Raw genomic sequence first — 12,892 nt, 5'->3', positions numbered from 1 at the left:
TATGCATCCAGTATTTAAGATTACAGCGAATAACATAGACATTACACAGATCGTTACTGATAGAGTGTTGTCTATTACAGTTACTGATGAGGCAGGGGTAGATAGCGACACTCTTAGCGTTGTGCTCGATGATAGAGACAACCATATTAAACTGCCAACGCAAGGTGCTGAAATAGCCATTGAATTAGGTATTGGTGATCGGAAAGTTGATAAAGGGCTTTATATAGTCGATGAAGTCATTCTATCAGGTCAACCCGATGAGCTAGAGTTGAGATGCAAAGCGGCAGATATGCGCGCATCACTTAAAGAGCGAAAAACACGTTCTTTTGACAACGTTACTCTAGGTGATTTATTGAGAAGTATAGCGTCGCAACACGGATTACAAGCAGCAATATCAGAACAGTTTACCCAGATACAGTTAACCCACATAGACCAAACCAATGAGCACGACTTGCACTTAGTCACAAGGTTGGCCAAGCAATATGATGCAGTAGGAAAAATCGCATCAGGGCGTCTGATTTTCACGACTAAAGGAGAGGCTAACTCAGCCTCTGGTCAACCGCTACCAATAACAAGACTGACTAAACAAGATGTTTCAGAATATACAGTCACTATGGCCGACAGGGGTAAATACAAAAGCGCTAAGGCATTCTGGCATGATCACACAACAGCACAACGCCAAATAGTGACGATTGGTGGGGGCGAACCTGCTTTGACACTTAGACATATATATGATGGTGAGCAAGCAGCTCAAAGAGCAGCAAAAGCAAAACTGGATGCAATGACCAGAGGATTGGCCACAGGCTCCTTGTCGATACCAGGAACTCATAAAGCGCTGAGCATTTTGGCTGAGAGTAAGATTGAATTGGTCGGATTCAGAACTGGCGTAAATGGAGAGTGGATTGTAACGCGTTCAGAAGTGAACCTATCAAGTGCAGGTCTTATTGTTAATGTTGAGTTTGAAAGCCCTAAGAAGTAGGTCTGTTTTTTTGAAATGCCATTTCACTATTTAAAAAATCCATTTTTCGCAGTTTTCGCGCAATTCGCGTTAAGTTTTCGCGCGCGGCATCAGCAGCGGTTAAAATAGCTCACTTCAGTTGAGCGCACACGCTTTGTTCACTGTCGTTAAGACTTTGAACTTTAGACCCTGAAGCAAGTTCAGGATCCATGTCTTGTTAGTTTTGAAGCAGCTGCTGTGCGTATAGCTGTGTATTGGTTTTGTTCGGTTAAAACGGCTCACTTCACCTTGCGCAAATTGAACGTACTCGCTTCGCTCGCAGTCGTTACATTTTGCACCATGTCATCCTGAACTCGTTTCAGGCTCCATGCTTTGTTAGTTTTGACGCGGTTGCTGAGTTTGTAGAGGGGTATTGATTTTGTTTTGTTAAAACAGCTCATTTCACCTTGCGCAAACTGAACGTACTCGTTTTGTTCACCGTCGTTAAGACTTTGAACTTTAGACCCTGAAGCAAATTCAGGGTGACGTATAGGTTGGGTACAGCGTCATGGTTTAAATACGTCATCCTGAACTCGTTTCAGGATCCATGCCTTGTTAGTTTTGACGCGGTTGCTGAATTTGTAGAGGTGTATTGATTCTGTTCGGTTAAACCGGCTCACTTCACCTTGCGCAAAAAAAGCGCACTCACTGCGTTCGCTGTCGCTAACCTTTTGCACCACGTCATCCTGAACTCGTTTCAGGATCCATGCCTTGTTAGTTTTGAGGCGGTTGCTAAGTTTGTAGAGGTGTATTGAATCTGTTCGGTTAAAACGGTTCACTTCACTTTGCGCAAATTGAACGTACTCGCTTCGCTCGCTGTCGTTACATTTTGCACCATGTCATCCTGAACTCGTTTCAGGATCCATGCTTTTCCAGCTTTGACGCGGTTGCTGAGTTTGTAGAGTTGTATTGATTTTGTTTTGTTAAAACGGCTCATTAACCTTTCGCACTTGACTTGCGGAAATATAATTTAGGTGGTCTGTTATACAGCCACCAAAACGCCTTGGATGTCAAAATACGCGGATTTCATAAGGAGCTGTTACAAACTACGCCCACACCAAACGATACGCCCAGCTACGCCATGCTGCTCGGCATTTTGTGAGTTGATCTCCCAGCTAGGGTAGTCAGGATTATCACTGATCACGGCAATATGATTAGATTTTTGTTGTAGTCTCTTGGCCATCAATCCATCTTGAGTTTGTATGATATAGACGCCAGCCTTACTCGGTTGCTGTTGGCTTAGATCCACTAACACCATGTCACCATGTTCGAGAGTGGGTAACATACTATCACCACGCACTGAAACAAAAGCTAAGTGGTCACTGTGAACACCTAACTGTGATTGCAACCAGCGCTTATTTAATGCAAATTGTTCGGTGGTATCTTCTTGACCATTAATGGCACCAAATCCCGCACTCGCTTCAACGTCCAATTTAGGCACAACGAGTAAATCATCTTGGCTGTGTTGTGTGGGTGCGTCAGCTGCTTGCTCACCCGTTAGTAACCAGTTCAAGTCAACAGAAAATAGACTATACAGGTGCTCAAGATAGGTCATTGAAGGACGACCAAGGCCTTGGCAAATTCGATAAATATGTGATGGTGATTTACCGGTCAATTCGGCAAACTGACGTTTATTACCGCCAGCAAATTGTTCAACTAGGGTCACAAAACGGCGAGAAAATGCGGTACTCATGAACTTACTCTCACTAGCAAAATGGTCAAAAACTAAAGGGTACTCGCGTGGCAGAGTTGTGTACAGGGTAATTAATCTAAGTGGTTTTTTATTGTTCAATATTTAAATTGGAGAGTGATATTACTTTTGCTATAGATCACAATGATGACGTTAAAACTTTTAATTCTAGCGAATGAACCAAATCATGTTGGCATTCGTACTAAGTTTAGTAAAATTGCGTTCAAATTTAAATTTTAGCGATTATTGTATGCAATTTGACTTTTCACCTCTACAGCAGGTGTTTTCACAATTAACTGAGCTTCCCGACGAGGCAGTACGTCTTTTTCATGGTCGAGGCCGATGTTACCCATCGCTAGAGCAATTAACTGTTGATTGGCTGTCAGGACAAGTCATGTGTACAGTTTTCAAAGAACAAGATGATGATTGGATGGAGGCACTTCGACAGTGCTTACGTACTTTTATAAGTAGTGGTGTGGTACAAAACAAGCTCACATGTGTCTTTATTCAACATAGGTATCGTCTAGATAATTCAGTAGAAGTGTTGTTTGGCACGCTTGAAGAGCAAGTTGTTATCACTGAGAATGACTTAAAGTTTGAACTGTCACTTGGAAAAAAACAAAACACAGGATTGTTTTTTGATATGCGAAATGGTCGTGATTGGGTGATGAGACACAGTGAAAATAAAAAAGTACTTAATTTATTTGCATATACCTGCGGTTTTTCTGTCGCAGCACTGGCTGGCGGTGCCAAACAAGTGGTTAATTTGGATATGGCAAAAGCGGCGTTAAAACAAGGAAGACGTAACCATCAGCTCAATGGCCATACATTAGACAATATTTCTTTTTTAGGGCATGACCTCTTCAAATCTTGGGGTAAACTACGTAAATTCGGTCCTTATGATTTAGTGATCATTGACCCGCCTACCTTCCAAAAAGGCAGTTTTGCACTGACCAAAGACTATCAACGTATTTTACGAAAGCTGCCTGAGCTGCTTTGTCCTGGAGCAACAGTACTTGCCTGTGTAAATGATCCATCGATTCAAAGTCAATTTTTAATTGATGAAATGCATAGGGAAGCGCCCTCGATTAAGTTTATCGAGCGTCTACACAACCCAGAGGTATTTGAAGATATTGATCCTCAAGGTGGGCTAAAGTGCTTAGTTTTTAGCAATGAAAACGGCGTTTTATAATTGGCTTAACGATTAAGTAAGAAAGACCTCAATTAGCAGCTACACTTAAATGATGGTTGCATCATTAGTTAGGCCTCTGTGCGAATATATTGTTTGGCAAGTCTTTTTGTGCTGATAGCTAGTTGGCATGTGTCATCAGCTCAGCACTCTATCGATAAAATCAATTCAGCATGTGTCACTCACGCTAAAGTGGGTGTAGTTGCTGGGTGGCCTCCATTGACTAGTATCAGTGATAAAGGCATGGCACAAGGGCTTGATATAGAGATTGCAAAAATGGTGTTTGAGCATGCGGGCGTGTGTGTTGAGTTTGTGCGTTTGCCGTCAGCAGCTCGCAGCTTTGCCCAGCTAACGAAAGGGGTTGTCGATGTCGTACTGATGGTGAGTTATACCTTCAAACGCAAGCAGTGGGGACATTTCACGCAGCCGTATCGCATGGAAAGAATGCGGCTATTTTCTTTAAAACCACCTGAATCAGTATACTCGCTCATGGCTTTACTGAGCTCTGAAGCCACAATCGGTTTGAGTATTGGCTCCTATTATGGTGAAGAGATAAAGTCTCTTGCTAATCAAGATAGGTTTGGTAATCAGTTCATCGGTATTTCTACGATTCAAAGACGCATTGAGTTACTCGCTAAACAGCGTGTTGATTTTATTATTGAAGACGAAATCGTTGGTAACTACCTCAGCCATAAATGGAGTGATAAACCAATTCATATTTGGGATTATCCTGTCCACGATAACGAAGTGCATTTTTTATTACGAAAGAACAAATTCACGCCAACAGAGCGCTTAAATATCGATCAGGCAATTGATGAGTTACAGCAGCAGATCACTGTCTTAGTTGCTCGATATCGTCAGCTTGGGGAGGCAAAATGAGCACAAGTTTATACTGATCTCTGACTTGTACTGTGCAGTGCTAAGGCTGAAATTCAAATCACAAACCTCTGAAGATCGTAAGTGACGTCAAAATATGTCGCTTTTGATTCAATGAACAAAAGTGGCAAATCACATTTTTCTATCATAACAACCTGAAATACTGCTTGATGGGGTTTTGAAACGCGACGCTTTGATCGCGGTACATTTCAAACATTATAATCTTTCAAGTTGAGAGCCGTGATATGGCTTGGGTGATTTTTGTACAGTTTGTTACTCTGGAACTGGGCGGGTTTATTATTGGATAACAGCCAGCCAGAGCTCGCCGTCAAACGCTGGCTAACAACATGGAAACAAAGGTATGAAAACACTCAATTTAGCAGTTCTGGCAGCACTGGGCCTTATCAGTGTGCCTACGATGGCATTAGACTGTAGCCAATTAAGCAATTGGCAAGCAACGAAAGTGTATACAGGGGGTATGGAAGTAAAACACTTAACAGCGAAATATACTGCAAAGTGGTGGACACAGAATCAAGATCCCGCGATGTATTCAGAGCCGCAAAACGTATGGCGTAAGGAAGGGATCTGTGATCCTATTGGTGCGCCTTTACCTATTGTAAAACTTGATGCGCCTCTGGATCAAAGCCGACATATCATTGCTTCCCCAGTGATGATCAAAGCGACCGCGTCTCATCCAATGAATGTACCAATCAAACATGTGGATTTTAAAGTCGATGATGTGGTGATAATGACGGATAACACAGCACCTTATGAAGTGACATGGACAGCGACAGGTTTGGGCGAGCATGTGATTCAAGCTGAAGTTGTTGATGATAGCAATGGGCGAGCAAGCTCAGGCAAGCGCATGATCACGGTTGTGGCGGATGATGTCATTGTTCCTCCAAGTGGTTTTAAGATTGTCGGTTACTTTCCTAGCTGGCAAGGTCAAGTCGCCGATATTCAATTTGATAAGCTGACACATATTAATTACTCCTTTTTGCTCCCTAATGCAGATGGCTCATTGCAGCCACTTGAAAACCTCGCAAAGATGCAGCAACTCGTGAGTGCTGCCCACGCATCTGGTGTTAAAGTGGGTATTGCTGTGGGTGGTTGGAATGGCGGAGATGACAGTGCATTTGAGACTTTTGCCAGTAGTACAGAAGGTCGTGCTACGTTTATTCGCAATCTGATGGCCTTTGTTGAATTGCATCAATTAGATGGCGTTGATATGGATTGGGAATATCCAGATCCAGGTAGTTCTGCCAATAATTATGCATTGCTAATGAAAGAGCTGAGTGTAGAACTCAAAGCGAAAGGGAAGTTTTTAACAGCCGCAGTGGTTGCTCTAGGGTATACAGGAGGCGGTGTATTGGAGTCAGTATTCCAAGATGTCGATTTCTTAAACTTAATGGCTTACGACGCAAATAATACCGATCATGCGAGCTTTCAATATGCATTGGATTCGATTGCATATTGGCAAGGTCGTGGACTCAGTAAAGAGAAAACCGTGTTGGGTGTGCCCTTTTATTCTCGTCCAACATGGCAAGCGTATCGCACGCTGGTCTCACAAGATGCTGCGAATGCTTGTCGAGATACAGATGGGGCCTCATATTACAATGGCATTCCCACAATACGCGCAAAAGCTCAGTTAGCGCTCGATAGTGCCGGTGGTATTATGAACTGGGAATTATCCCATGACACAAATGGACCTGCATCACTGTTGACGGCTAAATGGGAGGTGGCGCAGGGAATGGCACCAAGCTATCAATGTGATGGTAGCGGGGGCCCTGATAAGCCAACCCAGTGTGTGGATATTCAAGTTGATCCAAATCAGTACGTTGTACATCCTAACTTTCCAAATGGCGATCATGCTGCGGCTGGACAGCGTATTCGTCATCAAAGCAGTGTTTATGAAGCAAATTGGTGGACGCGCTCTGTACCAGGAAGTGATGGCAGTTGGCAATTTGTCTGTCAATTTTGATGGCAGCCTGAGAGGGTAATATGAAAAAAGCCGTGCACCCAGACGCACGGCTTTGATTGTCATGATTAATTTTTGCTTATTTAGTGCAAGTAGGATCGTTGCCGATTAACTTCCATGCACCATAAAGACCTGATTCACTTGGGATATCGCCGCGAGTCCAATATCTTGCTTCATACTCTGAACCACGGTAAGTGACACGATCTGGTCTGACATATACGGTATTTGCATCCCACGTTCCATTACATACATTGGAACCATCTGTTGCAGTAGCAAAAACACGCGCAACATATGTGGTAGTGCTGCCGTCCACTTTAAAAGTTAACGTGGTTTGCGCAAGTCCAGGTGTTGCTGCGCTAAACTCGACACTTACCTTACAGTTTTGGTTTTGTGTCAGTGTGCTTGCAGAACATGTGTCTACCGTTGTCACCAAATTGCTAGTGACACCTAATGCTGCAACATTTAGCTGGTTAAACGTAAATGTAGGGCTACCCGTATTGGTGATAGTAAAGGTGTGTCTTACTGTGTCGCCAACCACAAAGTCAGCCAGTGTCGTTTGCTCTTGATAGCCAACTTGTACAGGCACTGTGCCATTTTTGATGGATTCGATCCATTGGTCATACACTGAAACATCCGCGTACACACCATAGTTTTCAGGGCGAGCACATCCTACACCCCAGCTCACTATGCCGAGTTGCACTGTTTGGCCACCTGATTGAATCACAATCGGACCACCACTGTCGCCATTACATGAATCTTTTTGGCCTTGTGGGTAACCTGCACAGAACTCCGTGGCGCCAACATTGCTGTAGTGACCGCCAGTTTGACGACAAACAGCGTCAGAAACCAATGGTACATCTACCTCATATAAATTAGTTGGACGAGTTCCGCCCTCTTGCAAGCGACCAAGACCGGCTACTGTGAGTAAATCGCCTTCACGCGCGTAGTAATCTATGGAAGATTGCGCAAGTGTGACGCTAGCACCCTGAGTTGGGACTCGAGTCAGCTTTAGCACTGCAATGTCGTTGTGTAGCGTTGAGTTGTTATAATTAGGGTGCATATGTACTTGCTCAACCGCAATGCGGTCACCATCGCTGCCACCAAGAATAAAACCTGCGACTTTAACATTTAGCTCGCTTGCCGTTCTGTTACGCACACAGTGTGCTGCAGTGAGCACATAACCGTCACCGATATAACTACCACCACAAAACGCCGTGGTACCATTTGATCTGAGTATTTGTGTATAAAATGGCCACTCTGTCGTATCTGCGGGTATGCCGCCAACAATATTGGGCTTAATATCATCGAATGCTAATACGGGTAAACTGGCTATCATGCTTGTGGCCAGAAGTGTGTGTCGCATTGCACCTTTAATGGAGTGTGTTGTTCCTTTCATGTTGTACCTATGTTGTTCACTTGTTAGACGAATTTAAGATACAACTAAATGTTGCGGAATGTATAAAAAATGTGATTGAAATGATTTCAATGGGTAGTGTGTTATTTTTTTCAAATTTTTGTTTTTAAATGATTAAATTTATATTTTTCACAAAACTCATCAATTTTATGTAAATTTTAGTTTACCTTTTAAACATGGCTTGATGTGTAAAGTTACAGCCTGATTAAAGGTTTAAATATCGATTATTGATAATAACAGCGTCCACAGTCAGCAAATATGAATTCAGCTCGCCTTTTATCGTGTCCTCCAAGTATGTCCTTTTTAGATAAGTTATAGTCATTAACGACTTTTTGCGATGCGATATGCTTATTTCCTAGGAGGTGCCTGATGTCACAAGTTGTTGGCTTTTTTATTTACGATGAATTTCAAACGGTTGATTTAGCGGGTCCACTAGATGCGTTTGCGACCGTGAATGATCTATTGTCCAAAGAAGTATATGAGTTGGTCACGCTCGCTAATGATATGACGCCAATTCGTGCTGAAAGTGGTTTGAAGACGTTGGCTGACAATACGCTCACAAATTGCCAGACGCTTGATGTGTTGGTGATCATTGGCGGTCGAGGATGCCAAAGAGTCATCAATGACGAAGCCGTGATGACACAATTACGGCGGTTGGCACACAATGCTGAGCGTATTGTCAGTATCTGTACTGGTGCATTTATTGTTGCTGCACTGTGGCCAGATCGCGCGCTCACATTGGCAACCCATTGGGACTTTTCGCAGCGGCTCGCTGCGCAATTTCCATGTGTGCAAGCCGTGTCTGACAAGCTATTTGTGCAAAGCGATGAAGTGTATTCTTCGGGTGGGCTCACTGCGGGTATTGATCTTGCCCTGAGTCTCATTGCAAAAGATCATGGGGCATCCGTCGCTCAACGTGTTGCGCAATATATGGTGATGTATGTAAGGCGCAGTGGCGATCAGCGTCAGTATTCTAGCTTACTGAATGCGCAACAGACGTTGTCACAGCGCTTTCAAAGTGCCATTGAATTTGTGCAAGACAATATCGATAAACCGTTATCTGTTGAGATGCTCGCTGAGCAAGTTGCGTTGAGTCCAAGGCATTTCCAGCGAGTATTTACAGACAAAATGGGGATATCTCCAATGCGTTTTGTACAAAATTTAAGATTGGAAAAAGCCAAGGGGTTACTGTGTACATCTGAGCACTCAGTAGCCCATATCAGCATTTTGACCGGATTTGGTTCACCTCCGTTATTAACTCGAAAATTCACCCAAGCGTATGGCGTGACACCAACCCAATATCGCGAAAATTTTACTGCAGAGGCTAATGAATGAAAAAAATAATCCTAGCATGGTTAATGTGTTTGTATTGTATTAAAGGGTCTGCCCACTCGACTGATGAAAATGCATTTCATGTCGGAGTGTTGTTATTTGAAGGCGCACAGGCCATTGATTTTGTGGGGCCCATAGAGGTGTTTGGTCAAGCAGGGTTTCGCCTGACGACAGTCAGTAAGACGGGCAAGGAGATCACCACAGCAATGGGTCTGAAGGTGACGCCTGCGCAAAGTTTTGCAAACAACACATTGTTTGACGCCGTGTTGATTCCTGGCGGCAATATTAATGGTGCTTTGATCAATGATAAACAAGTGCAAAATTGGATTAAAGCACAAAGTCGCGAGGCACACTATGTGATGTCTGTGTGCAATGGCGCGTTTATTTTAGCCAATACTGGACTGCTGAACGGTCTTTACGCGACGACCATTGAAAAAGCGTTTGAGAGCTTTGCACAGCAGTACCCCTTGGTAAAGTTGGCAAAAGATAAAAAACTGACTGATAACGGTAAAATACTAACGACCGCTGGCTTGTCTTCTGGTATTGACGGCGCACTATCCTTGGTTGCAAAAGTCAATGGTATGCGTTCTGCACGCACTGTGGCGGCAAAAATTGAGTATGATTGGACACCAAATGGAGGGTATATTCGTGGAAAAATGGCGGATCGTATACTGCCTGAGTTTAATGACTTACCAGAAAGTATCACTTTGGCGTCTCGTACATTCCATTATGGCGATGAGTACAATTGGTATAAAGGTTATACGTTTGATTTAAAAAATACCCAATCTTCAGCGTTATTCTCATGGCTTAACCAGCAAATGACTAAGGCTGGGTGGCAAGCGGCTAGTACCGACAATACACGCGCTTGGTCAAAGCAGATTGGCGAGGCACAGTGGCTGTTACACATGAGTGTAAAACATCAAACAGGATCAACGTACACGGCGCAATTGACGCTCAATCGCCAGATTTAGTTTATCGAAGGCGTCGCGCCTTGTTGCATAAAGCAACTATCTAATATGGCTTCGGTTAAATGATTCACCGCTAAAATGAGTTCACCGTGGCGACGAGTTTGTTGCCAAATCTTGGCACGCAGTGCATTGATATCAGTACTGCGTGTGTGATCTCGGCAGTATTTTAAAACTTGCAGTCCCAGCTCAAGACTGTTTTGGTGATGTACAAGCAACGGCAGTAGTGTGGACAATGCACTAGATTGCGCAAATGTTGCTTCGAGTTTGGGAATATCTTTTAGCCAAGCTTGATAGGCATTATACAGTGTTAAATAGTGCTTGGTGTTGTCCTTATTTTGCAGGACAAGATACCACTGATGTAAATACAGGCTTTCTGCGGGGAGAAAATCAACCAGCGAGTTGAGGGGGGCCTGCTGGTGGTAGAGACCTTGTTGGTATTTGACATGGTGGCGGGTGTAATACTGAGCTTGCTCCACCAACTGGCTAAAGCGTTTGAGTGCGTCAATATCCCCTTGATTACTCAGTGCTGCCAGTCCCTGTAGGTGTTGAGCTTGATGTCTGAGGCCAATTCGTTTCACAGCAAACTGATCCAATGTTTTTAGACGCTGATACATCTGTTGTGCATCTTGTAAGTCTTGAGGCGACCAAAGCCGCTCTGCGATTGCATAGAGTCTTGGCCAAATTCTGAGATCAAGATTATAGGGCATGACCAGTTCGGTCCATATGGTCGCTTCACCACCAAGTATTCGCTTGCTTGCCTCTGCATGGGGTATGGTTGCAAATTGTGCTGGGTCTAGCTTTGGCACATCAGGCAGTGCGCTGATGTGATGCTCGTAAGGGGTATTCCCTATCAATATTTGGCTTTGCTCAGGTTGGTTGGTGACAAAACTAAAGCGTACTGGACCCATCCAAGTATCAATGTCAAAGCGAGTGATATTGGCGAGCGTTTCAAGCTGCTTTATGGTCATTAATTTTCGGCCATTGATGGCCACATAACCGAGTTGGTTTGTATTGTTATCCGTTGCCAAAGCAAAGTGGCCAGTGACTGGTGAACCTTTGAGTCGGGTGATGGAAAATTGCCATGCCTGCCATTGTTTATTGTGTTCTATGTCTGCTTGTGTGATGGGTTGTTGTGGCAATGGATCATTGCGGTAGTGGTAGCTGGTGTACTGAGGCTGATCGATATAAAAGCCCGCAGACAAGACACCCATATGCCCTGCATTGGTCAATTGGGTTAAGGAGTCAAACCCACGCCACGATTGGATCACCACGGCTTTGCTGAGCGCAGGTTGAAAGATCTCATCCCACCCCATCAGTATTTTTTTGTGGGCGCTTAGCTGTGTTTGTACTTTGAGGTTGAAATGGTTGTGTAATTCAACTGCTGAATTGAGCCCCAGTTTTTGTATGTACGCCATGACTGCTTTGCTTTCTAGCCAATGATCGGGTTTAACCTCATCCCCCCCGATATGTACATAGGGATCTGGAAAAATAGCCGCTAGTTCCTCGATGATATGTTTAATAAAGATATCAGCATTAGGGTTACTGGGATCCAGTAAGGGCTTGAAGACGCCCCAACCGCGTTCCATGTGATAGGGACCAGGATTGGCCATGAGTTCTGGGTAAGCCACTGCCAATGCAGAGGCGTGACCGGGGAGGTCAATTTCTGGGATCACACGGATCCCACGTATCGCCGCATATGCGACGATCTCGAGCATTTCGGTTTTGCTATAGTACAGACCATCAGAGGCGAGTTGCTGAAGTTTTGGGTAATTAACACTGGCAAAACGCCAGCCTTGATCATCGGTGAGGTGCCAATGTAGTACATTGAGCTTCGCTGAAACCATGCCATCGATCTGGCGTTTGATAATATTGATCGGGATAAAATGTCTCGCACTGTCGATCATTAATCCTCGCCACGCAAATCGAGGTTTATCATCAATGATCATCGCGGGGATCTGGCTTGGAAATTGAAAGGCAAGTTGCTTAAGTGTCTGCAACGCATAGTTGATCCCCCAATACTGAGCTGCTTGGATCTTGATATTTGTGGAGTTGATGGCCAATTGATAGCTTTCGCTTTGGTTTAGACTCGGGTGCAGTGCCGAAGTGCCTGAGGTATCAAAAATGATATTCGCCCGTTCAATATTTTTGGTGAAGCGCACATTACCAAAGGTATTTCTGAGCTGTTGTCTTAGATACTGGATATGTGATTTAGGTAAGTTTGGCAGGTATACACGCAAGGGCATGCTCGTGTTAAATGAGCCTTCTTGTTGTGTGATGCTGCTTGGATACGGCATTAGGTCTAAATTGGACTTGGCTGCCCAAGCGGGTAAGTGAAAAAAGCCAATCATGAGCAGTACGAAACGCAGCATATCGATTCCTTGCTTGGTTATCAGAGCACCAGTGTGGTGATTTTTTATCCATGTAAGTTACCAAAATCTGACAGAAAAG

Annotated in this window: 9 protein-coding genes; 6 read left to right on the top strand and 3 right to left on the bottom strand. The window is 44.0% G+C overall.

What is annotated here, in order from left to right:
• The first annotated feature begins 1 nt into the window (after position 1).
• Positions 2 to 979 carry a phage late control D family protein gene (locus N473_RS25365; protein WP_063370364.1) on the top strand — a complete coding sequence of 326 codons (978 nt, stop codon included), beginning with the start codon at positions 2 to 4 and terminating at the stop codon, positions 977 to 979.
• A 1,057-nt stretch (positions 980 to 2,036) separates the two neighbouring features.
• Here N473_RS25365 and N473_RS25360 read toward each other — a convergent pair.
• The gene (locus tag N473_RS25360; RefSeq protein ID WP_063370363.1) at positions 2,037 to 2,690 is read right to left on the bottom strand and encodes an XRE family transcriptional regulator; all 654 of its coding nucleotides are present in this window, start codon (positions 2,688 to 2,690) and stop codon (positions 2,037 to 2,039) included.
• 247 nt (positions 2,691 to 2,937) lie between these two features.
• Here N473_RS25360 and N473_RS25355 point away from each other — a divergent pair, with 247 nt between their 5' ends.
• From N473_RS25355 to N473_RS25345, 3 genes are all read left to right on the top strand, one after another.
• Entirely contained in the window at positions 2,938 to 3,879 is a 942-nt protein-coding gene (locus N473_RS25355; RefSeq protein ID WP_063370428.1) for a class I SAM-dependent methyltransferase, read from the top strand.
• A 108-nt stretch (positions 3,880 to 3,987) separates the two neighbouring features.
• Positions 3,988 to 4,755 (top strand): substrate-binding periplasmic protein, encoded by a 768-nt coding sequence (locus N473_RS25350; protein ID WP_196766482.1) that lies wholly within the window; start codon positions 3,988 to 3,990, stop codon positions 4,753 to 4,755.
• 358 nt (positions 4,756 to 5,113) lie between these two features.
• Positions 5,114 to 6,733, top strand: coding sequence for a glycosyl hydrolase family 18 protein (locus N473_RS25345; protein WP_063370362.1), 1,620 nt, complete (start codon positions 5,114 to 5,116; stop codon positions 6,731 to 6,733).
• Positions 6,734 to 6,809: 76 nt separating this feature from the next.
• Here the strand turns inward: N473_RS25345 and N473_RS25340 are convergent, their stop codons facing one another.
• The gene (locus N473_RS25340) at positions 6,810 to 8,126 is read right to left on the bottom strand and encodes a trypsin-like serine protease (protein WP_231099635.1); all 1,317 of its coding nucleotides are present in this window, start codon (positions 8,124 to 8,126) and stop codon (positions 6,810 to 6,812) included.
• A gap of 387 nt (positions 8,127 to 8,513) precedes the next feature.
• Between N473_RS25340 and N473_RS25335 the strand changes: the two genes are divergently transcribed.
• Positions 8,514 to 9,479, top strand: a complete 966-nt coding sequence (locus N473_RS25335; RefSeq protein ID WP_063370361.1) for a GlxA family transcriptional regulator — start codon at positions 8,514 to 8,516, stop codon at positions 9,477 to 9,479.
• A complete protein-coding gene (locus N473_RS25330; protein WP_063370360.1) occupies positions 9,476 to 10,447 on the top strand; it encodes a DJ-1/PfpI family protein in 972 nt (323 codons plus the stop codon). The genes N473_RS25335 and N473_RS25330 overlap by 4 nt, the downstream gene beginning before the upstream one ends.
• Here the strand turns inward: N473_RS25330 and N473_RS25325 are convergent.
• Complete coding sequence (locus tag N473_RS25325) at positions 10,444 to 12,813, bottom strand: family 20 glycosylhydrolase (protein WP_063370359.1); 2,370 nt, start codon at positions 12,811 to 12,813, stop codon at positions 10,444 to 10,446. The genes N473_RS25330 and N473_RS25325 overlap by 4 nt on opposite strands.
• Between the last annotated feature and the right edge of the window lie 79 nt (positions 12,814 to 12,892).

Origin of the sequence: Pseudoalteromonas luteoviolacea CPMOR-1 (assembly GCF_001625685.1) — a bacterium.
GTDB lineage: Bacteria > Pseudomonadota > Gammaproteobacteria > Enterobacterales > Alteromonadaceae > Pseudoalteromonas > Pseudoalteromonas luteoviolacea_K.
The sequence above is the reverse complement of the archived record's forward strand: the minus strand, read 5'-3'. Positions and strand labels throughout refer to the sequence as shown.